Below are 24,701 nucleotides of genomic sequence, written 5' to 3' on the forward strand. Positions count from 1 at the left end.
GCGCCATGCGGGATTTCCTCAAGGCCCTGCCCAAGGCCGAGCTGCATCTGCATATCGAGGGCACCCTGGAGCCCGAGATGATGATGGCGCTCGCCGAGCGCAACGGCATCCGCCTGCCCTACGACTCCGTGGAGGCGATCCGCGCCGCCTACGACTTCCGCGACCTGCAGTCCTTCCTGGACCTCTACTTCCAGGGCATGAGCGTGTTGCGCAGCGCCCGGGACTTCGAGGACCTGGCCATGGACTACTTCCGCCGCGCCGCCGCCGAGGGCGTGGTGCACGTGGAGATGCACGTCGACCCCCAGGCGCACCTGGCGCGGGGCGTCGAGCTGGCCACCGTCATGGAGGGGCTCGGCCGGGCCCGGCGTCGCGCCGAGCGCGAGCTCGACCTGTCCTCGGCGATGATCATGGCCTTCCTCCGCGACCGGCCCGCGGAGGAGGCCCTGGAGCTGCTGGAGCGGGCCGCCCCCTACTGGGAGACCCTCGATGCCGTGGGCCTCGACAGCGCCGAGGTCGGCCACCCCCCGGCCAAGTTCGCCGAGGTCTTCCGCCGAGCCAAGGCCCTGGGCCTGGCCCGGGTCGCCCATGCCGGCGAGGAGGGTCCGCCGGACTACATCCTCGAGGCGCTGGACGTCCTCGACGTCTGCCGCATCGATCACGGCGTGCGCTGCCTGGAGGATCCGACCCTGGTCGAGCGGCTGTGCGACGAGGCCATGGTGCTGACCGTCTGCCCGTTGTCCAACCTGCGGCTCCGGGTGGTCGAGCGCCTCGAGGACCATCCCCTGCCGCGGCTGCTCGACGCCGGCCTGAATATCACCCTCAACTCCGACGATCCCGCCTACTTCGGCGGCGGCATGCTGGACAACTTCATCGCCTGCCGGCGAGCCTTCGGCTGGTCCCGGGAGGTGTTCCTGGAGCTGGCCGGCAATGCCATCGACGCCGCCTTCATGAGCGAGGCCCGCCGCGGCGAGTTGCGCGAGCGTCTCGCCGCCTGCCGTTGAGGCGCTTGCCTCGCCCCCCACAGCCCTTGACCACCGCAAAAAAAGGGGCGGCTCTCGCGAGCCGCCCAAGGGGTACCACACCCAATGCCTGTTGCGGCGGCGTTCAGGCCGCCCGCTGGTGAACCTTGCGTCCGTCCGCCCAGGTGGCGTAGACCGCCCGGTCGTCGCCCAGCATCATCAGCGCGAAGAGCCGCTCCGCCAGGGTCTGGCAGCGCGCGGTGCGCCGGGCCAGCAGCGGCGTGGCCGCCGGGTCGAGCACCACGATGTCGGCCTCGCCGCCCTCGCGCAGCCGGCCGATGCGATCGTCCAGGTGCAGGGCCCGGGCGTTGCCCAGGGTCAGCCGGTAGAAGCCCTGCCAGGCGGTGAGCGGCTGGCCGAGCAGCTGGCCGACCTGGTAGGCGGCCTTGAGGGTGGCCAGGCCCGAGAGGTCGGTGCCGGCCCCCACGTCGCTGGCCAGGCTGGTGGCCAGGCCGGCCTCGCGACAGGCCTGGCGGTCGAAGAGCCCGCTGCCCAGGAAGAGGTTGGACGTGGGGCAGAAGGCGATGCTGGCGCCGGCGCCGGCCAGGCGCTCGCGCATCGGCTGGTCCAGATGGATGCCGTGGGCGAAGGTACTGCGCGGCCCCACCAGCCCGTAGCGCTCGTAGACCGCCAGGTAGTCCTGGCACTCCGGGAACAGCTCGGCGACCCAGGCGATCTCGCCCTCGTTCTCGGAGAGGTGGGTCTGCAGGTGCAGGTCCGGGGCGTTGCGCAGCACCGCGCCGGTGGCCTCGAGCTGTTCGCGGGTCGAGGTGGGGGCGAAGCGCGGCGTCAGGCTGTAGCCCAGCCGGCCCTTGCCGTGCCAGTCGCCGATCAGCCGTTCGCTGTCGCGCAGCCCGCCCAGGGTGTCGTCCACCAGGGCCTCCGGGGCGTGGCGATCCATCAGCACCTTGCCGGCCAGCATGCGCAGGCCGCGGCCCCGGGCGGCGGTGAAGAAGGCGTCCACCGAGCCCGGATGCGAGGTGCAGAACACCTGGGCGGTGGTGGTGCCCGCCCGGAGGGTCTCGTTTAGGAAGGCCTCGGCTACCGACTCGGCGTGGGCGCGCTCGGCGAAGCGGCATTCCGCCGGGAAGGTGTAGTCGTTGAGCCAGTCGAGCAGCTGGCGGCCGTAGGAGGCCATGATGTCGAGCTGGGAGTAGTGCACGTGGCTGTCGATGAAGCCCGGCATCATCAGCTTGTCCGAGTAGTCCACCACCTCGATGTCGGCGGGCAGGTGCGGGGCCAGCTCGGCGTAGTCGGCCACGGCGCGGACATGGCCGTCGACCAGCCAGACGGCGCCGTCCTCCAGGTGACGGACGCTGCCCGGGGCCGGGGCGTCGCCGTCGCCGGGGTCGCCGTCGAAGCTCAGCAGGGGGCCGCGCAGGACGCGCATGGAAGTGCGGGAATCGGTCATGGGAATCTCCGATGGGCACCGGCCAGGCCGGCGCTCAGTCGCGTGTAGGGGAAAAGCCTGCGCGCAGGGTCTCGGGGGACACGCCGCGGCGGTCCTGGCGCGTGGTGTCGGGCTTGAGGGTCAGCAGTTCGGCGGCCACCGCCAGGGCGATCTCGTAGGGCCGCTTGCCGTGGGCCCCGGGCACCCCGATGGGACAGCGCACCGTCGCCAGCGCCGCCTCCTCATGGCCGGCGTCCGTCAGCCGGCGGCGGAAGCTCGCCCACTTGCTGTCGGAGCCGATCAGGCCGATCGAGGCGCAGTCGCCGCGCCGCAGCAGGGCGTCGACCAGGGCGCGATCCTCGGCGTGGTCATGGGTCATCACCAGGGCGTGACAGCCCGCCGGCAGCGAGGCCACGGCGGCGGCCGCGTCCGGGCCCTCGGGCCCCATCACGAAGCGCCGGTGGTGCAGGCGCTCGCGGTCGGCGCCGCCGTCCGGGAAGGCGTCCTCCCGGCTGTCGAACCACAGCACCCGCCAGGGCAGGGGGGCGAGCACCTCGACCAGCGCCTGACCCACATGGCCGGCGCCGAACAGGGCGACGTCCATCTCGGCGCCGGGAAACAGCTCGATCAGCACGTGGACATAGCCGCCGCAGCACTGGCCGGAGCGCCCGCCCAGCGGGAAGGCCTCCAGCCGGGTGTCGGCGTGGCCCGCGGCCAGCGCGTCCCGGGCCGCCTCGATCACCTGGAATTCGAAGGTGCCGCCGCCCAGGGTGTCGTGGACGGCGTCCTCGGTGATCACCATCTTGGCGCCGGGCTCCCGGGGCGTGGAGCCGGCCACGCCCACCACGCTGGCCAGGGCGTGGGGGCGGGCCTGGCGCTGCAGGCGGTCCAGGGCCGCGTGCCAGGGCTCAGGCCGGCGCATGGTCGCGCCTCGTGGCAGGGGCGGCCGCGTCCCGGCGCAGGGCCTCGGCGGCCATCAGCACCCGCTCGGGGGTCGCCGGGGTGTCCAGCGCCGGGCTGATCCGGTAGTCGGCGAGGCTCGCCAGGGCGTCGCGCAGCGCCGACCACACCGAGATGGCCAGCATGAAGGGCGGCTCGCCCACCGCCTTGGAGCGGTAGATGCTGGCCTGGGAGTTCGGGTGGCCCTGCAGCAGCTCGACGTTGAAGGTCTCGGGCAGGTCGCCGAAGGCCGGGATCTTGTAGGTGGCCGGGCCGTCGGAGACCAGCCGGCCGGCGTCGTTCCAGACCAGTTCCTCGCTGGTCAGCCAGCCCATGCCCTGGATGAAGCCGCCCTCGATCTGGCCGATGTCGATGGCCGGGTTCAGGGAGTCGCCCACGTCGTGGAGGATGTCGGCGCGGCTGACCCGATACTCGCCGGACAGGGTGTCGACCTCGACCTCGGCCACGGCGGCCCCGTGGGCGTAGTAGTAGAAGGGCCGGCCGCGGCCGGTGGCGCGGTCGTAGTGGATCAGCGGGGTGGCGTAGAAGCCCTTCTCGGACAGCGACACCCGGCCCATGTAGGCCTCCTGGACCAGCTCGCCCCAGGGAATGCGCCGCTGGGCCTCGCCGATGCCGGCCACCAGGTGGCCGTCCTCCAGGCGCATGCTCTCGCGGTCGAGCCCGCCGGCCTCGCGGTCGAAGTGGGCGGCGGCGAAGTCGAACAGCCGCTCGCGCAGTTTGCTGGCCGCGTCCCGGGCCGCCTGGCCGTTGAGGTCGGCGCCGCTGGAGGCGGCGGTGGGCGAGGTGTTGGGCACCTTGTCGGTGCGGGTGGCGCTGATGCGCACCCGCTCCAGGTCCAGGCCCAGCTCCCGGGCCACCACCTGGCAGACCTTGGTGTGCAGGCCCTGGCCCATCTCGGTGCCGCCGTGGTTGATCATCACGCTGCCGTCGGTGTAGACCAGCAGCAGGGCGCCGGCCTGGTTGAGGTGCTGGACGGTGAAGGAGATGCCGAACTTCACCGGGGTCAGCGCCAGGCCCTTCTTGACGATCGGGCTCTTGGCGTTGAAGGCGGCGATCTCCCGGCGACGGGCCCAGTAGTCGCTGCTGGCCTCGAGCTGGTCGACCAGGTCGTGGAGCAGGCCCAGCTGCTCGACCCGCTGACCGTAGTGGGTCACGTCCCTTGGCTTGCCGTCCGGGTCCTGGGCGCGGTAGAGGTTGCGCTTGCGCACGGTCAGCGGATCCTCGCCCAGGTGGCGGGCGATGTCGTCCATGGCGCGCTCGATGATCATCATGCCCTGGGGGCCGCCGAAGCCGCGGAAGGCGGTGTTGGAGGCCTTGTGGGTCTTGGCGCGCTGGCCGGTGACCCGGGCGTCGCCCAGCGAGTAGGCGTTGTCGGCGTGGAACATGGCCCGGTCGACGATGGCGTCGGACAGGTCCGGGGAATAGCCGCAGTCGCCGATCACGGTGATCTCGCCGCCGGCCAGCACGCCCCGGTCGTCGAAGCCCAGCCGATAACGGTTATGGAAGGGATGGCGCTTGCCGGTGGCGCGACTGTCCTCGGCCCGGGGCAGGCGGATCTTGGCGGCCCGGCCGGTGCGCCTGGCGATCAGGGCCGCGATGCAGGCCCAGGGTGAGGCCTGGGTCTCCTTGCCGCCGAAGCCGCCGCCCATGCGGCGCATCTCCATGGTCACCGCGTGGAAGGGGATGCCCAGCACCTCGGCGACCAGCTTCTGGGTCTCGCTGGGGTGCTGGTTGGAGGTGTAGACCATCACCCCCTCGTCCTCGGTGGGCTGGACCAGGCAGGCCTGGCCCTCCAGGTAGAAGTGCTCCTGGCCGCCGACGAACTGCTCGCCCTCGATCACGTGGGGCGCCTCGCTCAGCGCCTGCCGCCAGTCGCCGCGCTCGTGGACGTGGGTGGGCCGCACGAAGTCCTCGCGCTCGGCGGCGGCCACCGGGTCCAGGGACGCCGGTTGCTCGTCGATCTCGACCACCGCCTCCCGGACGGCCAGGCGGGCGGCCTTGTGGCTCTCGGCGGCCACGGCGAACAGGCACTGGCCGACGTAGCTGATCTCGTCGTCGGCGAAGATCGGGTCGCCCGGGAAGACCGGGCCGATGTCGGTGTGGCCGGGCACGTCGGCCAGGGTGATGACGTCCACCACGCCCGGGGCCGCCTTGACCTTCTCCAGGTCCAGGCGGGTCAGCCGGCCGTGGGCCACCGGCGACAGCCCCAGCGCCAGGTGCAGGGTGCCGGCGGGGCTGGGGATGTCGTCGATGTAGGCGGCGCGCCCGGTCACGTGCTTGACGGCGCTCTCGTGGGCCCGGGCGCTGCCGGCACCGCCCCGGGGATCGACGGTCTCCCGAGCCAGGGGGGCGTCGCCCTGGTTGCGACGGGAGGTGTCTTGGGCAATGTCAGTGAGCGTACGCATCGAGGGTCACCTTGGTCGCAGGGTTGTTGTTGTCGGCGTCGGTGGCGGTCGGGCCGTCGAGCATCAGGCGCAGCCGCTCCAGCAGGTTGCCGGCGGCGACGCGGCGGTAGTCGGCGCTTCCGCGCACGTCGCTCATCGGCGTCAGCTCCTCGGCCAGCGCGGCGCGGGCCGCGTCGAAGGCGGCGGCGTCGGGGGCCTGGCCCTCCAGGGCGGCCTCCGCCGCCGGGGCCCGGCGGGGAATCGCCGCCATGCCGCCGAAGGCCAGGTGGACGTCGCGCATCACGCCCTCCTCGAGTCGCCAGGCGAAGGCGCCCAGCACCGCGGAGATATCGTCCTCACGTCGCTTGGACAGCTTCCAGACCTTGAGATTCTGCTCGTCGGCCGGGCGCGGCAGGAAGATCGCGGCGATGAACTCGTCCTCGGCCAGCGCCGTCTGCTTGTAGTCCAGGAAGAAGTCCGCCAGGGGCAGTTCCCGCTCGCCCCGGGGGCCGTCCAGGCGCAGCCGGGCGTCGAGGGCCAGCAGCACCGGCGGGGTGTCGCCGATCGGCGAGGCGTTGGCGATGTTGCCGCCCAGGGTCGCGCGGTTGCGGATCTGTGAGGAGGCGAAGCGGTGCATCAGGTGCTCGAAGGCCGGGTAGGGCTCGGCGAGCAGCGGCGTGAGCCGGGCCAGGGTCACGGCGGCACCGATCCACCAGCCCTCGGCGGTCTCCTCGATGGCGCCCAGCTCCTCCACCTGGCGCACGTCGATGACGTCGTCGAGGGGCTTGAGCTGCTGGGTGGTCTCGAGCCAGAGATCGGTGCCGCCGGCCACCAGCCGGGCCCCGGGACGCCGGCCCTTGAGGGCGCGCAGCGCGGCCAGGTCCTGGGGGGCCACGTAGTGCCCCTCGGCGGCGGGCGCGCCGTTGCGCGGACGGCGCAGCCAGGCGACGTTGCCGGCGAGCTGGTCGTCCTCGGCCCAGGCGGGGTCGGCGGCGGGGTAGTCGCCCATCGCCAGGGCGGCCTCGCGGATCGGCCGGTAGCCGGTGCAGCGACACAGGTTGCCGCCCAGGGCCTCCTCCAGGCGCGACTGGGTCAGCGGCGCGGGTTGGCGACGCTGGTTCTCGTAGAGGGTGAACAGCGACATCACGATGCCCGGGGTGCAGAAGCCGCACTGGCTGCCGTGGCAGTCGACCATGGCCGCCTGGGCGGGGTGCAGGGTGTCGCCGTCGGCCAGGCCCTCGACCGTGACCAGGTGGCAGCCGTCCAGCTGGTGGGCCGGGGTGATGCAGGCGTTGGCGTTGTGGTAGACCAGCTCGCCGTCGGCATCCGGCTCGCCGATGGCCACGGTGCAGGCGCCGCAGTCGCCGGAGGCGCAGCCTTCCTTGGTCCCGGTCTGGCCGAGGCCGGTGCGCAGCAGCTCGAGGATGCTGGTGTCGGCGGTCACGTCCTGGCAGCGCTGACGCCTGCCGTTGAGATAGAAGTCGATCATGGGCCGGCTCCGATTGTGGTTGTGTAAGCCGATTGGCAAGGGATGTCCTGATTCTTGACCATATGGTCAGCTTTGACAAGTTTTCGTCGCCACTTTTTTCGTCGTCCCCTGTCGAATTGCTTGGCTCCCGCCTCTCAGGCAAGCTTTCGCCCCATCACGATTCGAACAGCGAGGGCCCATGGCCAAGGCACGACACGGCAACGACACGGAGGGAGGCGCCATCCGCCGGCGCAACGAGCGGGCGATCCTGGCGGCGGCGGAGCGGGTGTTCGCCCGCCACGGCTACCGCGGCGCCAGCCTGCAGGAGATCGCCGAGCAGGCGGGCCTGCCCAAGTCCAACGTCCTCTACTACATGGGCAGCAAGCGCAAGCTCTACGTGCGCCTGCTGGAGCGGATGATGGAGCGCTGGAACGCCATGCTCGACGACATCTCGCCGGAGGATGATCCGGCCGAGGTGCTGTCGGCCTTCATCCGTTCCAAGATGCAGATCTCGCGCCGGCATCCCGAGGGATCGCGGCTGTTCGCCAGTGAGATCCTGGGCGGCGCCCCCTTCCTCCAGGAGTACCTGAAGGGCGAGCTGCGCGACTGGGTGCAGAGCCGCGCGGCGGTGTTCCGGGAATGGGCCGAGCGGGGGCTGATGGACCCGATCGACCCGGTGTGGCTGATCTTCTTGATCTGGTCCTCGACCCAGCACTACGCCGACTTCGAGGCCCAGGTGCTGGGCATCACCGGGCGCGACGCGCTCGGCGACGACGACCTGGAGGAGATCACCGAGTTCCTGACCCGGGTGGTGATCAAGGGCTGCGGGGTGAAGCACCCCGCAGGCCGCGTCGAGGATCCGGCGACCCTCACTGAGCGGTGAGCAGCATCAGCACCGACAGCGCGGCACTGACCCACATGGCCGGCTTGATCTCGCTCAGGCGGCCGGTCAGCGCCTTGATCAGCACGAAGCTGATGAAGCCGAAGGCGATCCCCAGGGTGATGGAGTAGGTCAGCGGCATCAGGATGATCGCCAGGAAGGCCGGGAACGCCTGGTCGAAGTGCTGCCAGTCGATCTTGCCGATGGGCGCCATCATGAACAGCCCGACCAGCACCAGCGCGGGCGCGGTGGCGATGCCCGGCACCAGCGACAGCAGCGGCGACAGGAACAGGAAGGGCAGGAACAGCAGGGCGATGACCACCGCCACCAGGCCGGTGCGGCCGCCCTGGGCGACGCCGGCGCCGGACTCGATGAAGGTCTGGGCGGCGCTGGTGCCGAGCGGGGCGGCGATCATCGAGGCGAAGGCGTCCACCGTCATCGAGCGCTTCAGGTTGCGCGGATTGCCGTCCTCGTCCTTCAGGTTCGCGGACTCCGACAGCGCCATGAAGCAGGACAGGGCGTCGAAGAAGTTGGTGAACAGCATCACGAAGATGAACGGCAGGTAGGCCACCTCCAGGGCGCCGAGGATGTCCACCTTCATGACGGCCCCGAAGTCGGGCCAGGCGGCCAGGCCGTTCCAGGCGACCATCACCTCCTCGCCCCACAGCCGGCCCATGGGCGCGGCCAGCAGGGTGGTCAGGGCGATGCCCATGATCAGGGCGCCGTTGAAGCGCAGGATCACGAACACCGCGGTGGCCACCAGGCCGATGAAGAAGGTGGCGAGGCTGGCGTCCATGGCCCCCAGCGACACCAGGGTGGCGTCGCTGCCGACGATGAAGCCGGCGTTCTGCAGGCCGATGAAGGTGATGAACAGGCCGATGCCGCAGGTGATGGCGTAGCGCAGCGACAGCGGGATGGCCTCGATGATCGCCCGGCGCACGTTGAACACCGCCAGCACGGCGAACATCACCCCGGACCAGAACACGCAGCCCAGGGCGACCTCCCAGGTCAGGCCGGCGCCGAGCACCAGGGTGTAGGTGAAGAGCGCGTTCATGCCCATGCCCGGCGCCACCAGGATGGGGTTGCGGGCGTAGAGGCCCATGGCCAGGCTGCTCATGAAGCTGATCAGCACCGTGGCCGAGAGGGCCGCGGAGAAGGGGATGCCGGCGTCGGAGAGCACGGCGGGGTTGACCACGATGATGTACATCCCGGCCAGGAAGGTGGCGATGCCGGCCAGGATCTCGGTCTTCAGCGACGAGCCGCGGCGGCTGACGCCGAACCATTGGTCGAGGCGCGGCAGGCCCTCCTGGCGAGGGGTGTCCGAGCGGAGCTCCCCGGCGGTGCGGGTGGTTGTCTCTTGCATGGTTGAACCCTGTTGTTGTTGTGGGCGGTAGGTGGAAGGTGTCATTTCCTGACCTATCGGTCAAGATGATCGAAGCCAAGGCTAGTCACGGCGGAGAGGCCGGGCAAGCGGCCGCCTTGTATCGGCATTCAACGAAGCCAGTAGGCCCGCGGGGCGTCGCGAGCGGCGCCATGCCGCGGACGAGGAGAGAAGGAGCGCATGAAGCGAAGCGTTGACCAGCCAGGTCTTGCAGAACTGCCGATCGAGCATCGCCTGCCGGCGGTGAAGGAGGCCCTGGCGGCCTCGGGCCTGGCCCTGCTGGTCGCCGAGCCCGGCGCCGGCAAGACCACCCGGGTGCCCCTGGCGCTGCTCGACGCCGACTGGTGTCGCGGGCGGCGGCTGCTGCTGCTGGAGCCGCGCCGGGTGGCCGCGCGGCTGGCCGCCGGCCACATGGCCGAGGCCCTGGGTGAAGGGGTCGGCGAGACCGTGGGCTACCGGATGCGCGGGGAGTCCCGGGTGGGGCCGGGCACCCGGCTCGAGGTGGTGACCCAGGGGGTGCTGACCCGGATGCTCCAGGACGATCCCCTGCTCGAGGGCGTGGCCGGGGTGATCTTCGACGAGTTCCACGAGCGCAGCCTGGAAGCCGATCTCGGCCTGGCGCTGACCCTGGACGCCCGCTCGGCGCGCGACGACCTGCGCCTGCTGGTGATGTCGGCGACCCTGGACGTCGCCGGGCTGACCGCGGCGCTCGGCGAGGCCACGCCGGTGATCGATTGCCCCGGCCGCCAGTACCCCGTCGAGACCCGCCACCGGCCGCCCCGGGCCCGGGACGAGGCGGCCCGCCACCAGGCGGCGGTGGTCGCCGAGGCCCTGGCCGCCGACGCCGGCGATGCCCTGGTGATCCTGCCCGGGGTCGGCGAGATCCGCCGCCTGGCGAGCCGCCTGGCCGAGCGGCTGCCGGAGGTGGCGATCCGCGAACTCCATGGGCGGCTGCCGCTGGACGCCCAGCGCCGCGCCCTGGCCGCGGATTCCGAGGGCCGCCGCCGGGTGGTGCTGGCCACCGCCATCGCCGAGTCCAGCGTCACCGTGCCCGGGGTGCGCCTGGTGATCGACGCCGGCCGCGAGCGCCTTCCGGTCTTCCAGCCGCGCACCGGTCTCACGCGCCTCGAGACCCGGCGGGTCAACCGCGCCAGCGCCGACCAGCGCCGTGGCCGCGCCGGACGCCAGGGCCCCGGGGTCTGCTACCGGCTGTGGGCCGAGGAGCAGCCCCTGGCCCCGGACCGGGAGCCGGAGATTCGCCAGGCCGACCTGGCGCCGCTGGCCTTCGAGCTGGCCCGCTGGGGCATCGCCGACCCCGATGCCCTGACCTGGATCACCCTGCCGCCGTCGGGCGCCCTGGCGGCGGGGCGCGAGCTGCTGATCCGCCTCGGCGTGCTGGACGCCGCGCACCGCCTGACGCCGCTCGGCCGCGCCTGCGGCCGCTGGCCGGTGCATCCGCGCCTGGCGGTGATGCTGGAGCGGGCCGCCGAGCTCGACGCCGAGAGCCTGGCCTGCGGCCTGGCGGCGCTGCTCGAGGGGCGCGACGGCGACGACGAGCGGGACCTGGCCGCCGCCCTGGAGCGGCGTTTCGCCGCGCCCGGCGAGGATCGCGCCTGGCGGCGCGACGCCGAGCGCCTGGCGCGCCGGATGGGCCGCCGCCTGGCGGCGCCGAGCCTGGCGCCCCTGGGCGAGCTGCTGGCCCTGGCCTGGCCGGAGCGTATCGCCCAGCGCCTCGCCCCGGGACGCTTCCGCCTGGCCGGCGGGGGACAGGCCACGCTGCCCGAGGCCCACCCCCTGGCCCATGCCGAGCTGCTGGTGGCGGTGGCCCTGGACGGCGAGGGCGGGGGCGGGCGCATCTTCCGCGCCGCGGCCCTGGACCCCGATCGCCTGCCGGCGCTGCATCCCGAGGCCGGCGAGTGGCGGGAGCACCTGGAATGGTCCGAGGAGCGCGGCCGGCTGGTCGGCGAGCGACGCCGGGGCCTGGGGGCGGTGGTGCTGGAACGCCGGCCGTTGCCGGCGCCGGACCCCGAGGCGGTGCGCCGAGCCCTGCTCGAGGCGGTGCGGCGCCGCGGCCTGGCATTCGACGAGCAGGCCGAGCAGCTGCGCGCCCGGGTGGCGCTGCTGCGCCACGAACTGGGCGAGACCTGGCCGGACTGGTCCGATCAGGCGCTGCTCGACGACCTGGAGGCCTGGCTCGGGCCCTATCTCCAGGGGCTGAGCCGGCTCGACGAGGTCGAGCGGCTGCCGTTCTCACGGATCCTTCTGGACCGCCTGGACTGGCGATCGCGGACCCGCCTCGACGAGTTGACGCCGACCCACCTGAGGGTGCCCAGCGGCTCGCGGATCCGCCTGGACTACCGGGACGGGACGCCGGTGCTGGCGGTCAAGCTCCAGGAGGTGTTCGGCTGGCGGGAGGCGCCGCGGCTGGTCGACGGCCGGGTGGCGCCGCTGCTGCACCTGCTGTCGCCGGCCCGTCGCCCGTTGCAGGTCACGGCGGACCTGGCGAGCTTCTGGGCCAACGGCTACCCGGAGGTGCGCAAGGACATGCGCGGCCGCTACCCCAAGCACCCCTGGCCGGAAGACCCCTGGTCCGCCGAGGCCACCGCGCGCACCAAGCGGCGGGGCGCCTGAGCGCGTTTCGCCAAGTACGTTTTCACGACGGATACCCCCGATGACGACTTCCAACGACTGCCCCTGCGGCAGCGGCCGGCCGCTCGCCGCCTGCTGCGGCCGTTACCACGATGGCGAGCCGGCGCCCACGCCCGAGGCGTTGATGCGCTCGCGCTATAGCGCCTTCGCCCTGGGCCTGACCGACTACCTGCTGCAAAGCTGGGCGCTCGAGACCCGGCCGGCGGCCCTGCCGGACGATGACCCGACCCAGTGGGTGCGCCTGCAAATCCTCGATCATCGGGAGACCGGGGACGAGGGCCGGGTGCACTTTCGCGCCACCTTCCGAGAGGGGCGCCGCTGGGGCGTGCTGGAGGAGATCTCCCGCTTTCGTCGCGAGGCGGGCCGCTGGGTCTACCTGGACGGTACGCCCTCGGTGACGCGGCTTAAGCCTGGCCGCAACGCTCCCTGCCCCTGCGGCAGCGGGAATAAGGGCAAGGCCTGCTGCGTGACAGGCTAGTTCCCCAAGGTTGGAGGCAAGCGGCCCTGTCGGTTAAATGAACTGCCCCGGTGTTCGGAGCAGTTCACCCAGCGCAGCGGGGGAGTCTTGTCTTACAGCTTCAGGCTTACCGCTTCCGGCTCCCGGGCGACGCCCGGGCTAGAGCGTCATGGCGGCGAGCCAGCCGAAGGCGATCAGCGGGACGTTGTAGTGCAGGAAGGTGGGCACCACGCTGTCCCAGATGTGGTCGTGCTGGCCGTCGGCGTTGAGGCCGGCGGTGGGGCCGAGGGTGGAGTCCGAGGCCGGCGAGCCGGCGTCGCCCAGGGCGGCGGCGGTGCCCACCAGGGCGATGGTGGCCATCGGCGAGAAGCCGAAGTTGATGGCCAGAGGCACGTACAGCGAGGCGATGATCGGAATGGTCGAGAAGGACGAGCCGATGCCCATGGTGATGAACAGCCCCACCAGCAGCATGATCAGCGCGGCCAGGCCCTTGTTGTCGCCGATCAGCGCGGTGGAGCTGGCCACCAGGGTCTCGACCTCGCCGCTGGCCTGCATGACGCTGGCGAAGCCGGCCGCGGCGATCATGATGAAGCCGACCAGGGCCATCATGCGCATGCCCTCGGTGAAGATGTCGTCCTGCTCGTGCCAGTGGAAGACGCCGCTCACCGACAGCAGGGCGAAGCCGAACAGCCCGCCGAGCACCATGGAGCCGCTCATCAGCTGCACGGCCACGGTGCCCACCAGGGCCAGGGCCAGCACGCCCATCTGCCAGGGCTTGAGGTGGCTCGCGGCCTCGGCGGGCGTCTCGTCGCCGTGGGCCAGGTCGCGGTCCTGGTAGTCCCGCTTGCCGCGATAGCTCAGCAGCACGGCCACGGCCAGGCCCAGGGCCATGCCGCCGATGGGCACGATCATCGCCGTGGGCACCATACCCGCGGCGACGTCCAGGCCGTTGTCGTTGAGGTTGGTCAGCAGGATGTCGTGCAGGAAGATCGAGCCGAAGCCCACCGGCAGCAGCATGTAGGGGGCGGTGATGCCGAAGGTGATCACGCAGGCCACGGCGCGACGGTCGAGCTTGAGGTGGTTCATCAGCTTGAGCAGCGGCGGCACCAGCACCGGGATGAAGGCGATGTGCACCGGGATCAGGTTCTGGGAGCTGATCGAGAAGGCCAGCAGCACGCCGAGCAGGGCGAAGACGATCGCCCCGCGGCGGGGGATGCCCTCGTCCAGGTGCAGGCCGGCGATGGCCTTCTGGGACAGCAGCTGGGTGATGCCGGAGCGTGACAGGGCCACCGCGAAGGCGCCGAGCACGGCGTAGGAGATGGCCACGGTGGCGCCATTGCCGAGGCCGTCGTTGAAGGCGTCCATGATCGCGCCGATCGGCATGCCGGCGTAGAGGCCGCCGACCAGGGTGGCGGCGATGAGCGCGAAGACCACGGACACCCGCATCAGGCTGAGGGTGACCATGACCAGGATGGCGAGCACGATGGCATTCATGAGCGTTCCTTGCAGGCGACGTCGGATGGCGGGCGAAGCGCCCATTGTAGCCATCTGGGCCCGCGACGCCAGGGAAGCGCCGGAACGGGCAGGGCTATCGCAGTTAGCGTTATCGCTCGGGGCTGATTCGTCGACAGGTCTGCGAGGGGGCGCTGTGAACCCCTCCATGGGCGCTACCGACGCCATCCATGGCGTAGGACCCCCTCTTCGACCTGTCCCCGGCGCCCTCGTTGGACCCAACTGCGATTGCCCTGCCGGAACGCGGAGGGAGGGGCACCGGCCCGGGGCGGGCCGGTGCGGGGCTCACAGGGTCATGGCGGCGAGCCAGCCGAAGGCGATCAGCGGGATGTTGTAGTGCAGGAAGGTCGGCACCACGCTGTCCCAGATGTGGTCGTGCTGGCCGTCGGCGTTGAGGCCGGCGGTGGGCCCGAGGGTGGAGTCCGAGGCCGGCGAGCCGGCGTCGCCCAGGGCGGCGGCGGTGCCCACCAGGGCCACGGTGGCCATCGGCGAGAAGCCGAAGTTGATGGCCAGCGGCACGTACAGCGAGGCGATGATCGGAATGGTCGAGAACGACGAGCCGATGCCCATGGTGATGAACAGCCCCACCAGCAGCATGATCAGCGCGGCCAGGCCCTTGTTGTCGCCGATCAGGGCGGCGGAGCTCTCCACCAGGGCCTCGACCTCGCCGCTGGCCTCCATGACGCTGGCGAAGCCGGCCGCCGAGATCATGATGAAGCCGACCAGGGCCATCATGCGCATGCCCTCGGTGAAGATGCCGTCCTGCTCGTGCCAGTGGAAGACGCGGCTCACCGACAGCAGGGCGAAGCCGAAGATGCCGCCGAGCACCATGGAGCCGGTGATCAGCTGGGTGGCGACGGTGCCGCCCAGGGCGATCGCCAGGACGCCGAGTTGCCAGGGCTTGAGGTGGCCGGCGGCCTGGGCCGGGGTCTCGTCGCCATGGGACAGGTCCAGGTCCTGGTACTCGCGCTTGCCGCGATAGCTGAACCCGGTGGCGACCAGCAGCCCCAGGAGCATGCCGCCGATGGGCACGATCATGGCCATCGGCACCATGTCGGCGGTGACCGTGAGGCCCAGGGCGGCGCCGGCCTCGTTGAGGTTGGCCAGCAGGATGTCGTTGAGGAAGATCGAGCCGAAGCCCACCGGCAGCAGCATGTAGGGGGCGGTGATGCCGAAGGTGATCACGCAGGCCACCGCGCGGCGGTCGAGCTTGAGGTGGTTCATCAGCTTGAGCAGCGGCGGCACCAGCACCGGGATGAAGGCGATGTGCACCGGGATCAGGTTCTGGGAGCTCACCGAGGCAGCCAGCAGGATCCCGAGCAGGGCGAAGACGATCGTCTTGCGATGGGGGATGCCCTCATCGAGATGCAGCTTGGCGATGGCCTTCTGGGACAGCATCTGGGTGATGCCGGAGCGGGACAGCGCCACGGCGAAGGCGCCGAGCACCGCATAGGAGATGGCCACGGTGGCGCCATTGCCGAGGCCGTCGTTGAAGGCGTTCATGATCTCGCTGACCGGCATGCCGGCATAGAGGCCGCCCACCAGGGTGGCGGCGATCAGGGCGAAGACCACGGACACCCGGGCGAGACTTAGCACGACCATCACCAGGATGGCCAGGACGACTGCATTCATGTTGTTGATATCCCTCGAGAATCGATGCTTGTTATTGGAAAGGCGTAGGAGCCGTCCACCGCGAGGGGTGGACGGCAGGGCGTGGCATCAGTGGCTGGGCAGCAGCTCGGCGGGCACCAGGCGGCTGAGGGGGCGGGTCTTCAGCAGCTCGCCGGCGGCCTCGAGGTCCGGGCCGAAGAAGCGGTCCTTGTCGTAGTAGGCGACGCGCTCGCGCAGGGTCCGGCGGGCCTGCTCCAGCGGCTCGGTGGTGGCCAGGCCGTCGCGGAAGTCGAGGCCCTGGCAGGCGGCCAGCCACTCGATGGCGAGGATGCCGCGCACGTTGTCGGCCATCTCCCACAGGCGCTTGCCGGCGGCCGGCGCCATGGAGACGTGATCCTCCTGGTTGGCCGAGGTGGGCAGGCTGTCGACGCTGTGCGGATGGGCCAGCGCCTTGTTCTCGCTGGCCAGGGCCGCGGCGGTGACCTGGGCGATCATGAAGCCGGAGTTGACCCCGCCGTTCTCCACCAGGAAGGGCGGCAGCTGGGACATGTGCTTGTCCATCATCAGCGAGACCCGGCGCTCGGTGAGCGAGCCGATCTCGGCGATGGCCAGCGCCAGGTTGTCGGCGGCCATGGCCACCGGCTCGGCGTGGAAGTTGCCGCCGGAGATGACGTCGCCCTCGGCGGCGAACACCAGCGGGTTGTCGGACACCGCGTTGATCTCGATGCCCAGCACCTCGGCGGCCTGGCGGATCTGGGTCAGGGCGGCGCCCATCACCTGGGGCTGGCAGCGCAGGGAGTAGGGGTCCTGGACCTTGCCGCAGTTGGCGTGGGAGTCGCTGACCTCGCTGCGGCTGCCCAGCAGGTGGCGGTAGGCGCCGGCGGCGTCGATCTGGCCGCGCTGGCCGCGCACCTCGTGGATGCGGGCGTCGAAGGGCGAGCGCGAGCTCAGGGTCGCCTCCACGGTGAGCGAGCCGCAGACGGTGGCCGCGGCGAACAGGTCCTCGGCCTCGAACAGCCCCTTGAGGGTGTAGGCGGTGGAGACCTGGGTGCCGTTGAGCAGGGCCAGGCCCTCCTTGGGCGCCAGGGCCAGCGGCTCGAGGCCGGCGATCGCCAGCGCATCAATGGCCGGCAGCCATTCGCCTTGATGGCGGGCCTTGCCCTCGCCGAGCAGCACCACGCTCATATGGGCCAGCGGCGCCAGGTCACCGGAGGCGCCGACCGAGCCCTTGAGCGGGATATGCGGGTAGATCCCGGCGTTGATCAGCGCCACCAGGGCGTCCAGCACCTCGCGGCGGATGCCGGAGAAGCCGCGCGCCAGGCTGTTGACCTTGAGCACCATGATCAGGCGCACCAGGTCGTCGTCCATGGCCTCGCCGACGCCGGTGGCGTGGGAGAGCACCAGGGAGCGCTGCAGGTTCTCGAGCTGGTCCTGCTCGATGCGGGTCTGGGCCAGCAGGCCGAAGCCGGTGTTGATGCCGTAGACGGTGCGGTCCTCGGCGATCACCCGGTCGACGCAGTCGACGGCCTTCTGGATGTCGGCGTCGGCGCCGGCGGGCAGGTCGACCGTGACCGGGGCCTGGAAGGCCTGGCGGGCCTGGGCCAGGGTCATCTGGCCGGGCTGGATCTGGATATGGGACATGGCGGTGTCACTCGCAGTCGTGTGGAAGGGGCGCGACCGCCGCCGGCGGGCGACGGTCGCGGGCCGGGTCGGGCTCAGCGCTGGGTGGCGTCGACCATCGGCAGGTCGAGGCCGTTCTCCGCGGCGCAGCGCTTGGCGATGTCGTAGCCGGCATCGGCGTGGCGCATCACGCCGGTGCCCGGATCGTTGCGCAGCACCCGGCCCAGGCGGGCGTGGGCGTCGTCGGTGCCGTCGGCGACGATCACCACCCCGGCGTGCTGGGAGTAGCCCATGCCCACGCCGCCGCCGTGGTGCAGCGACACCCAGGTGGCGCCGCCGGCGGTGTTGAGCAGGGCGTTGAGCAGCGGCCAGTCGGAGACGGCGTCGGAGCCGTCCATCATCGCCTCGGTCTCGCGGTTGGGGCTGGCCACCGAGCCGGAGTCCAGGTGGTCGCGGCCGATCACCACCGGCGCCTTGAGCTCGCCGTTGCGGTACATCTCGTTGAAGGCCTGGCCGAGGCGGGCGCGGTCCTTGAGGCCGACCCAGCAGATGCGCGCCGGCAGGCCCTGGAAGGCGATCCGCTCGCGGGCCATGTCCAGCCAGTTGTGCAGGTGGGCGTCGTCCGGGATCAGCTCCTTGACCTTGGCGTCGGTCTTGTAGATGTCCTCGGGGTCGCCGGACAGCGCGGCCCAGCGGAAGGGGCCGATGCCCTGGCAGAACAGCGGCCGGATGTAGGCCGGCACGAAGCCGGGGAAGTCGAAGGCGTTGTCGACGCCCTCTTCCTGGGCCATCTGGCGGATGTTGTTGCCGTAGTCGAAGGTCGGGATGCCCATCTTCTGGAAGTCGAGCATGGCGCGCACGTGCACCGCCATGGACCGCTTGGCGGCCTTGACGGTGGCCTCGGGCTCGGCCTTGCCGCGGGCCACGTAGTCGTCCCAGGTCCAGCCGGACGGCAGGTAGCCGTGCAGCGGGTCGTGGGCGCTGGTCTGGTCGGTGACCATGTCCGGCCGAACCCCGCGGCGCACGAGTTCCGGCAGGATGTCGGCGGCGTTGGCGCACAGGCCGATGGAGATGGCCTTGCCCTCGGCGGTGTAGCGCTCGAGGCGGGCCAGGGCGTCGTCCAGGTCCTCGGCCTGCTCGTCCAGGTAGCGGGTGCGCAGGCGGAAGTCGAGGCTGGATTGCTGGCACTCGATGTTCAGTGAGCAGGCGCCGGCCAGGGTGGCGGCCAGCGGCTGGGCGCCGCCCATGCCGCCGAGGCCGGCGGTGAGGATCCAGCGGCCCTTGAGGTCGCCGTCGTAATGCTGGCGGCCGGCCTCGACGAAGGTCTCGTAGGTGCCCTGGACGATGCCCTGGGAGCCGATGTAGATCCAGGAGCCGGCGGTCATCTGGCCGTACATCATCAGGCCCTTGCGATCCAGCTCGTTGAAGTGCTCCCAGTTGGCCCAGGCCGGCACCAGGTTGGAGTTGGCGATCAGCACCCGGGGGGCGTCCTTGTGGGTCTCGAAGACGGCCACGGGCTTGCCGGACTGGATGAGCAGGGACTGGTGGTCCTCCAGGCGCTGCAGGGTCTCGACGATCTTGTCGAAGCACTCCCAGTCCCGGGCGGCGCGGCCGATGCCGCCGTAGACCACCAGGTCCTCGGGGCGCTCGGCGACGTCCGGGTGCAGGTTGTTCATCAGCATGCGCAGCGGCGCTTCGGTGAGCCAGCTCTTGCAGGACAGCTCGGGCCCGGTGGGGGCGGCGATCTGGCGGCTGGGGTCGTGGCGCTTGTCGGTATGGGACATGCTCGGATTCCTCGCTGGGTCTCGCGGTAAGGGGGCTGACGGCCGGATGCCGATTCAGCCGTTCAGGGTCAGGAGATGGACGAGCCGGGCCGCCGCCTTGGCGGTGCGGGCGTCCAGGTCGAAATCGGGATTCAGCTCGGCCAGGTCGGCCAGGCGCAGCTTGCCGCTGTCGCGGATCGCCTCGAGCAGCGGCTCGAGCAGGGCCAGGGATACCCCCCGGGCGGCGGGGGCGCTGACTCCCGGGGCCTCGGCGGCGGGCAGCACGTCCAGGTCGATGGTCAGGTAGACGTGATCGCAGCGGGCGATGAAGCGCTCGAGGTCACGGCGCAGGGCGTCGAGACGCCGGGCGTCGAACTCGCGATCCTCGCGGACCAGCACGTCGAGGGCCTCGGCGCGGGCGAACAGCGCGCGGGTGTTGGCGGCCCGGCTGACGCCCAGGCAGGCGTAGCGGAAGGGCCAGCCGCGATCCCGGCTCTGCTCGGCGATCTGGGCGAAGGGCGTCCCGGAGGAGCGCACATGGGCCGGGTCGCGCAGGTCGAAGTGGGCATCGAAGTTGATGATGCCGATGCGCGGCGCGGCCTCCCGCGCCTCGAGATGGCGGGCCAGGCCCGACCAGCTGGCGTAGGCCACCTCGTGGCCGCCGCCCAGCACGATCGGCAGGTGGCCGGCGTCAAGCAGCGGGGCCAGGCGGCCGGCCAGGGCGTCCTGGGCGGCCTCGAGGGCATCGCCCTGGCAGCGCACGTCGCCGGCGTCGAAGGCGGGGCCTTCCCGGTGCCAGGCCAGCGGGGCCAGGGCCCGGCGGATCGCGGCGGGGCCCGCGGCGGCGCCGGTGCGGCCCTGGTTGCGCGCCACCCCGGCGTCGCTGGCGAAGCCGACCAGCACGCTGCCGCGCTCGGCGTCCGCCGTCAGGGGCCGGATCCGCTGGTGCCAGCGCTCGCTGTCCGGCTCCGGGTCGGTGCGGCCTTGCCAGGGGGTCATGTCGATCTCCACGGGCTTGGCGGTTTCAGTGGGCATGGCTGACGGCTCCCTGGAAGACGCGATGGCGCAGGCGGCCCGGCTGCACGGCGTAGGCCAGCTCGGCGGGCGAGTCGAGGTTCCAGACGCAGAGGTCGGCGGGGGCGCCCTCGCGCAGGCGACCCAGCTCGCCCAGGCCCAGGGCGGCGGCACCGTGGGCGGTCATGCCGGCCAGGGCCTCCCGGGGCGTGAGGCGGAAGAGGGTGCAGGCCAGGTTGAGCATCAGGCTGGGCATGAACAGCGGCGAGCTGCCGGGGTTGGCGTCGGTGGCCACGGCCATCGGCACGCCGGCGCGGCGCAGGGCCTCGATGGGCGGCTGCTGGGTCTCGCGCAGGGTGTGGAAGGCGCCGGGCAGGATGACGGCGACCGTGCCGGCCTCGCGCATGGCGTCGATGCCGGCCTGGTCCAGGTATTCGATGTGGTCGGCGGACAGCGCCCCGTGGCGGGCGGCCAGGGCGCTGCCGCCGAGGTTGGAGAGCTGTTCGGCGTGAGCCTTGATCGGCAGCCCGTGCGCCTCGGCGGCGCGGAAGATGCGCTCGCACTGGGCCACCGAGAAGGCGATCTTCTCGCAGAAGACGTCGACGGCGTCGGCCAGGCCCTCGGCGGCCGCCGCCGGGATCATCTCCTCGCAGACCAGGTCGACATAGGCGTCGCTGTCGTCCCGGTACTCCGGCGGCAGGGCGTGGGCGCCGAGCAGGGTGGTGACGATGCGCACCGGGCGCGCCTCGCCCAGTCGGCGGGCGACGCGCAGCATCTTCAGCTCGTCGGCGACGCTCAGGCCATAGCCCGACTTGATCTCCACCGTGGTGGCGCCATCGGCGATCATGGCGTCGAGGCGGGGCAGGGCGGCGGCGAAGAGGGTGGCCTCGTCGGCCTCGCGGGTGGCGTTGACGGTGCTCAGGATGCCGCCGCCGCGGCGGGCGATCTCCTCGTAGCTCACGCCCTCGAGGCGCGCCTCGAACTCGTCGGCGCGACCGCCGCCGAAGACGATATGGGTGTGACAGTCCACCAGGCCGGGGGTCATCACGCCGCCGCGCCCCATGTCGCGGCAGCCGTCGGCCCGGCGTTCGTCGAAGTCCCGCATCGGGGTCAGGCTGGCGATGACGCCGTCCTCGACGATCACGGCCATGGGCTCGGCGCCGCTGTCGAGACCATCGAAGACGGTGACGTCGCGCCATAGCAGGCGTTGCGGTGAGGTCTGGGTCATGGTGGCTCTCCGGCAGGGCAATGTATATACAAATGCTAGCCGATCCTCGCGACGCCGTCACCCCCGGTGAGCGATCGCTTTCGGAGCCTGGCGACCCTATTAAAGATCAATAAAAACAAGTGCTTATATCGTAAAAGGCCGGACGAGGCAGGATCGCGGCGCGGCGCTTATACCAAAGTATAAGGGCGAGCGGCGGGGCGCCGTTGGCGTCGACTGGCCGGATAATGTATATACATTAAGGCCGGCCGGCGCCGGCATCACAACGACAACCCTGGAGAGCCTCATGTCCACCCGTACCCCGGTCTCGACGTCGTCGCGGCGACCCTCGCCGGCCGTCGTGCTGAAACTCCTGCTGCCCAGCCTGCTGGGCGTGCTGATCTTCTTCGTGCCCCTGACCCTGGGGGGCAAGACCACCATTCCCCTGGATCACATGGTCACCGGCGCCCGGGCCCTGCTGGGCGAGGCCAGCGGCCTCTATGCCCTGGCGCTGATCGTGGCCGGCGCCCTCTATCCCCTCTACAAGGGTAGCTGGCGGCGCACGCCGACCGACCTGATCTTCACGCTGCTGAAGTTCGCCGGCATTGCCACGGCGGTGCTGGCGCTCACCGGCTGGGGGCCGGCCTTCCTGCACACCCCGGACATGCTGCCCTTCCTGTTCGACAAGCTGGTGATCCCGGTGGGGCTGATCGTGCCGATCGGCGCGGTCTTCCTGGCCCTGCTGATCAGCTACGGGCTGCTCGAGCTGATCGGCGTGCTGGTGCAGCCGGTGATGCGGCCGATCTGGCGCACCCCGGGGCGCAGCGCCATCGACGCCGTGGCCTCCTTCGTGGGCAGCTATTCCATCGGCCTGCTGATCACCAACCGGGTCTACCGGGCGGGCGAGTATTCGGCGCGGGAGGCGGCGATCATCGCCACCGGCTTCTCCACGGTCTCGGCGACCTTCATGATCATCGTCGCCAAGACCCTGGACCTGATGAGCGCCTGGAACGCCTACTTCTGGCTGACCCTGGCCATCACCTTCCTGGTCACCGCCATCACCGTGCGCATCCCGCCGCTGGCCGGCATGGACGACACCAAGACCGATCCCGAGCCCGAGGCTCGGCGCGGCGAGCGCTTGTCCACGGCCTGGCGCACCGGCCTGGACGTGGCCGCCAGGGCGCCGAGCCTGCCGGCCAGCGTGGCGCTGAATTTCCGCGAGGGGCTGGTGATGGCCATCAGCATCCTGCCGTCGATCATGTCGGTGGGCCTGGCCGGGCTGCTGCTGGCCAAGTACACACCGGTCTTCGAATGGCTGGGCTGGCTGTTCTATCCCTTCGTCGCCGTCTGGGGCATCCCGGAGGCGGCGGAGCTGGCTCAAGCCGCGGCGGCGGGGCTGGCCGAGATGTTCCTGCCGGCGCTGCTGATGGGCGAGGCCGGCTTCGTGGCGCGCTTCGCCACCGGCGTGGTGTCGGTATCCGCGGTGCTGTTCTTCTCCGCCTCGATTCCCTGCATCCTGTCCACCAGCATCCCGCTGTCGGTGGGGCGGATCGTGGTGGTGTGGTTCCTGCGGGTGGCGCTGAGCCTGCTGCTGGCGGTGCCCACCGGCTATCTGGTCCAGGGCCTGGGCGGCTGACCCGCGGCGGCGTCGGCCCACGCCCACGACATGGACGAGCGACGAGGCCGGTGGCGACACGCCACCGGCCTCGTCGCGTCGGGCGGGGCGGTCAGGCGGTATGCAGCGAGGAGCGCAGCTTGTAGCGGTCGCCGGGGTGCAGCAGTCGCGCGTAGCTGACCAGGTGGTCGCCGGACCAGGTGCGCCGGATCATGCGCAGGCAGGGCTGGTCGGCGGCCATCTCGAGTCGCTCGGCGGTGGTCGGGTCGACGAGCACCGCCTCGACCACGTGTTCCACGTCGCTGATCGGGCAGGCCGCCTCCAGCACCTCGTTGGGAGTCTGGCGGCTGAAGTCGGTGGCCAGGTAGTGGGGCACCTCGCGGGGATTGACGTAGCGATCCTCCAGCTGGATGGGCACGCCGTCCTCGCGGTGGACGATCAGCGTGTGGAAGACCCGGGTGCCGAGGCGCACCCCCAGACGCATGGAGACCTCGTCGTTGGCGTCCAGGGCCTCGGCGGCCAGCACCTGGCTGTCGTAGGCATGGCCGCGGCCCGCGACCTCGGCGGCGATATTGTGCACCTCGACCAGCGAGGACTCCGCCTTGTGGTCGGTGACGAAGGTGCCGACGCCCGGTTGCCGGGTCAGGTAGCCCTGCTGCACCAGGTCGCGGATGGCCTTGTTCGCGGTCATGCGGCTGACGCCGAAGTCCCGGGCCAGCTGCTCCTCGGGGGGGATCTGGTGATGGGGAGGCCAGTCGCCGCCGTGAATCTTCTCGAGCAGGTGCTGCTGGATCTTCAGGTAGAGCGGGAGAGTGCTGCCCATGGTCGGCCGTGAATCCTTCACTGGTGGGTCTGCGGTGATCGGGACAGTCTACCCGGGCGCGAGCCGCGAGGCATCCTCGCGACGGGCGCTTTCGTCGGGCCTCCGGTCCCCTTATGCTGTGGGCCGATCCCGTCATCCCGAGGCCCCCGATGACCGATGCCCGTCTGCAGAGTCCCGCCGCGGCACGCAATCGTGCTCCCCTTCTCGAAGTGTTGAACGACGCCCTGCCGGGGCCGGCCCGGGTGCTGGAGCTGGCCTCGGGGAGCGGCGAGCATGCCCTGCATTTCGCCGCCGCCCGCCCGGATTGGCAGTGGCAGCCCAGCGATCCGACGCCGCGGGCCCGCGACTCGATCGCCGCCTGGCGCGCCCATGCCGGGCTCGACAACCTGGCGCCGCCGCTGGCCCTCGACGCCACCGGCGACTGGCCCGCCGGGCCCTTCGAGGCGGTGGTGGCCATCAACCTGCTGCATATCTCCCCCTGGGCGGTCAGCGAGGCGCTGATGGCGGGGGCGGGGGAGCGGCTCGCCTCGGGTGGCCGGCTGGTGGTCTATGGCCCCTTCCTCCAGGCGGGGCGGCCGACCGCCGAGAGCAATCTGGCCTTCGACGCCGATCTGCGCGAGCGCGATCCACGCTGGGGGCTGCGCGACCTGGACGCGATCTCGGCGATCGCCGAGCGCCACGGGCTGGTGCGGGAGCGGGTGGTGGCGATGCCCGCCAACAACCTGACGGTCATCTGGCAGCGCCGCTAGGACGGCATCACGGCGGCAGGGTTCCGGGACCTCGGTACTGGATCCCTTCCACCCGGCGCTGGTGGCGGGTCCGGGTATCGTCCTGGGCCGGCACGCCCCAGACGGTCTCCCGGTGGCCGTCCGGCCATCGATAGGTGGTGCATCCGGCGAGCAGCGTCAGGCAGAGGGCGGCGAGGAGGGCGAGGCGCATCCGGGGCTCCTG

General features: G+C 71.4%; 19 protein-coding genes. 6 read left to right on the top strand and 13 right to left on the bottom strand.

Annotated features, from left to right (window positions below):
- The first annotated feature begins 5 nt into the window (after positions 1–5).
- Positions 6–1,001, top strand: coding sequence for an adenosine deaminase (locus QC818_RS02515; RefSeq protein WP_309651267.1), 996 nt, complete (start codon positions 6–8; stop codon positions 999–1,001).
- 103 nt (positions 1,002–1,104) lie between these two features.
- On the opposite strand, the gene guaD is transcribed toward QC818_RS02515, so the two are convergent.
- The 4 genes from guaD to xdhA are packed head-to-tail and all read right to left on the bottom strand — an operon-like array spanning position 1,105 to position 7,242.
- Positions 1,105–2,430 carry a guanine deaminase gene (guaD, locus tag QC818_RS02520; RefSeq protein ID WP_309651268.1) on the bottom strand — a complete coding sequence of 442 codons (1,326 nt, stop codon included), beginning with the start codon at positions 2,428–2,430 and terminating at the stop codon, positions 1,105–1,107.
- A 34-nt stretch (positions 2,431–2,464) separates the two neighbouring features.
- Positions 2,465–3,331 carry a xanthine dehydrogenase accessory protein XdhC gene (gene xdhC, locus QC818_RS02525; protein WP_309651269.1) on the bottom strand — a complete coding sequence of 289 codons (867 nt, stop codon included), beginning with the start codon at positions 3,329–3,331 and terminating at the stop codon, positions 2,465–2,467.
- A complete protein-coding gene (xdhB, locus tag QC818_RS02530; protein ID WP_309651270.1) occupies positions 3,318–5,774 on the bottom strand; it encodes a xanthine dehydrogenase molybdopterin binding subunit in 2,457 nt (818 codons plus the stop codon). Before xdhB ends, xdhC begins: the two co-directional genes overlap by 14 nt.
- Positions 5,758–7,242, bottom strand: a complete 1,485-nt coding sequence (gene xdhA / locus QC818_RS02535; protein ID WP_309651271.1) for a xanthine dehydrogenase small subunit — start codon at positions 7,240–7,242, stop codon at positions 5,758–5,760. Before xdhA ends, xdhB begins: the two co-directional genes overlap by 17 nt.
- A gap of 178 nt (positions 7,243–7,420) precedes the next feature.
- Here xdhA and QC818_RS02540 point away from each other — a divergent pair, with 178 nt between their 5' ends.
- Positions 7,421–8,104, top strand: coding sequence for a TetR/AcrR family transcriptional regulator (locus QC818_RS02540; protein ID WP_309651272.1), 684 nt, complete (start codon positions 7,421–7,423; stop codon positions 8,102–8,104).
- On the opposite strand, the gene QC818_RS02545 is transcribed toward QC818_RS02540, so the two are convergent.
- On the bottom strand, positions 8,091–9,464 hold the full coding sequence (locus tag QC818_RS02545; RefSeq protein WP_309651273.1) for an NCS2 family permease: 1,374 nt from the start codon (positions 9,462–9,464) through the stop codon (positions 8,091–8,093). The genes QC818_RS02540 and QC818_RS02545 overlap by 14 nt on opposite strands.
- Positions 9,465–9,662: 198 nt before the next feature.
- Here QC818_RS02545 and hrpB point away from each other — a divergent pair, with 198 nt between their 5' ends.
- Positions 9,663–12,113 (top strand): ATP-dependent helicase HrpB, encoded by a 2,451-nt coding sequence (gene hrpB / locus QC818_RS02550; RefSeq protein ID WP_309651274.1) that lies wholly within the window; start codon positions 9,663–9,665, stop codon positions 12,111–12,113.
- 40 nt (positions 12,114–12,153) lie between these two features.
- On the top strand, positions 12,154–12,609 hold the full coding sequence (locus QC818_RS02555; RefSeq protein WP_309651275.1) for a YchJ family protein: 456 nt from the start codon (positions 12,154–12,156) through the stop codon (positions 12,607–12,609).
- 138 nt (positions 12,610–12,747) lie between these two features.
- Here QC818_RS02555 and QC818_RS02560 read toward each other — a convergent pair whose 3' ends face one another.
- The 6 genes from QC818_RS02560 to hutI form a co-directional block, all read right to left on the bottom strand.
- Positions 12,748–14,082, bottom strand: coding sequence for a Na+/H+ antiporter family protein (locus QC818_RS02560; protein ID WP_309651276.1), 1,335 nt, complete (start codon positions 14,080–14,082; stop codon positions 12,748–12,750).
- Between the two features lie 303 nt (positions 14,083–14,385).
- On the bottom strand, positions 14,386–15,732 hold the full coding sequence (locus tag QC818_RS02565; RefSeq protein ID WP_309651277.1) for a Na+/H+ antiporter family protein: 1,347 nt from the start codon (positions 15,730–15,732) through the stop codon (positions 14,386–14,388).
- 87 nt (positions 15,733–15,819) lie between these two features.
- A complete protein-coding gene (gene hutH / locus QC818_RS02570) occupies positions 15,820–17,352 on the bottom strand; it encodes a histidine ammonia-lyase (protein WP_309651278.1) in 1,533 nt (510 codons plus the stop codon).
- Positions 17,353–17,426: 74 nt separating this feature from the next.
- Positions 17,427–19,115: a urocanate hydratase gene (gene hutU, locus QC818_RS02575; RefSeq protein ID WP_309651279.1), complete on the bottom strand. Its 1,689-nt coding sequence runs from the start codon at positions 19,113–19,115 to the stop codon at positions 17,427–17,429.
- Positions 19,116–19,169: 54 nt separating this feature from the next.
- On the bottom strand, positions 19,170–20,129 hold the full coding sequence (gene hutG / locus QC818_RS02580; RefSeq protein WP_309651280.1) for a formimidoylglutamase: 960 nt from the start codon (positions 20,127–20,129) through the stop codon (positions 19,170–19,172).
- A complete protein-coding gene (hutI, locus tag QC818_RS02585) occupies positions 20,119–21,336 on the bottom strand; it encodes an imidazolonepropionase (RefSeq protein ID WP_309651281.1) in 1,218 nt (405 codons plus the stop codon). The genes hutG and hutI overlap by 11 nt, the downstream gene beginning before the upstream one ends.
- A gap of 283 nt (positions 21,337–21,619) precedes the next feature.
- Between hutI and QC818_RS02590 the strand changes: the two genes are divergently transcribed.
- Positions 21,620–22,948, top strand: coding sequence for a YjiH family protein (locus tag QC818_RS02590; RefSeq protein ID WP_309651282.1), 1,329 nt, complete (start codon positions 21,620–21,622; stop codon positions 22,946–22,948).
- A gap of 91 nt (positions 22,949–23,039) precedes the next feature.
- On the opposite strand, the gene hutC is transcribed toward QC818_RS02590, so the two are convergent.
- On the bottom strand, positions 23,040–23,750 hold the full coding sequence (gene hutC / locus QC818_RS02595; protein WP_309651283.1) for a histidine utilization repressor: 711 nt from the start codon (positions 23,748–23,750) through the stop codon (positions 23,040–23,042).
- Between the two features lie 149 nt (positions 23,751–23,899).
- On the opposite strand from hutC, the gene QC818_RS02600 reads away from it, so the two are divergent.
- Complete coding sequence (locus QC818_RS02600; protein WP_309651284.1) at positions 23,900–24,499, top strand: DUF938 domain-containing protein; 600 nt, start codon at positions 23,900–23,902, stop codon at positions 24,497–24,499.
- Positions 24,500–24,506: 7 nt separating this feature from the next.
- Here the strand turns inward: QC818_RS02600 and QC818_RS02605 are convergent, their stop codons facing one another.
- Positions 24,507–24,689 (bottom strand): hypothetical protein, encoded by a 183-nt coding sequence (locus QC818_RS02605; protein ID WP_309651285.1) that lies wholly within the window; start codon positions 24,687–24,689, stop codon positions 24,507–24,509.
- Positions 24,690–24,701 lie beyond the last annotated feature (12 nt).

Source organism: Halomonas koreensis (genome assembly GCF_031451675.1).
GTDB lineage: Bacteria > Pseudomonadota > Gammaproteobacteria > Pseudomonadales > Halomonadaceae > Halomonas > Halomonas koreensis.

Coding starts and splice junctions, on each gene's coding strand:
- QC818_RS02560 (WP_309651276.1), bottom strand. CDS start 14,082: ATGAATGCCATCGTGCTCGCCATCCTGGTCATGGTCACCCTCAGCCTG.
- QC818_RS02605 (WP_309651285.1), bottom strand. CDS start 24,689: ATGCGCCTCGCCCTCCTCGCCGCCCTCTGCCTGACGCTGCTCGCCGGA.
- guaD (WP_309651268.1), bottom strand. CDS start 2,430: ATGACCGATTCCCGCACTTCCATGCGCGTCCTGCGCGGCCCCCTGCTG.
- xdhC (WP_309651269.1), bottom strand. CDS start 3,331: ATGCGCCGGCCTGAGCCCTGGCACGCGGCCCTGGACCGCCTGCAGCGC.
- hutH (WP_309651278.1), bottom strand. CDS start 17,352: ATGTCCCATATCCAGATCCAGCCCGGCCAGATGACCCTGGCCCAGGCC.
- xdhB (WP_309651270.1), bottom strand. CDS start 5,774: ATGCGTACGCTCACTGACATTGCCCAAGACACCTCCCGTCGCAACCAG.
- QC818_RS02565 (WP_309651277.1), bottom strand. CDS start 15,732: ATGAATGCAGTCGTCCTGGCCATCCTGGTGATGGTCGTGCTAAGTCTC.
- QC818_RS02600 (WP_309651284.1), top strand. CDS start 23,900: ATGACCGATGCCCGTCTGCAGAGTCCCGCCGCGGCACGCAATCGTGCT.
- QC818_RS02515 (WP_309651267.1), top strand. CDS start 6: ATGCGGGATTTCCTCAAGGCCCTGCCCAAGGCCGAGCTGCATCTGCAT.
- QC818_RS02540 (WP_309651272.1), top strand. CDS start 7,421: ATGGCCAAGGCACGACACGGCAACGACACGGAGGGAGGCGCCATCCGC.
- hutU (WP_309651279.1), bottom strand. CDS start 19,115: ATGTCCCATACCGACAAGCGCCACGACCCCAGCCGCCAGATCGCCGCC.
- hrpB (WP_309651274.1), top strand. CDS start 9,663: ATGAAGCGAAGCGTTGACCAGCCAGGTCTTGCAGAACTGCCGATCGAG.
- hutC (WP_309651283.1), bottom strand. CDS start 23,750: ATGGGCAGCACTCTCCCGCTCTACCTGAAGATCCAGCAGCACCTGCTC.
- hutI (WP_309651281.1), bottom strand. CDS start 21,336: ATGACCCAGACCTCACCGCAACGCCTGCTATGGCGCGACGTCACCGTC.
- xdhA (WP_309651271.1), bottom strand. CDS start 7,242: ATGATCGACTTCTATCTCAACGGCAGGCGTCAGCGCTGCCAGGACGTG.
- QC818_RS02555 (WP_309651275.1), top strand. CDS start 12,154: ATGACGACTTCCAACGACTGCCCCTGCGGCAGCGGCCGGCCGCTCGCC.
- QC818_RS02590 (WP_309651282.1), top strand. CDS start 21,620: ATGTCCACCCGTACCCCGGTCTCGACGTCGTCGCGGCGACCCTCGCCG.
- QC818_RS02545 (WP_309651273.1), bottom strand. CDS start 9,464: ATGCAAGAGACAACCACCCGCACCGCCGGGGAGCTCCGCTCGGACACC.
- hutG (WP_309651280.1), bottom strand. CDS start 20,129: ATGCCCACTGAAACCGCCAAGCCCGTGGAGATCGACATGACCCCCTGG.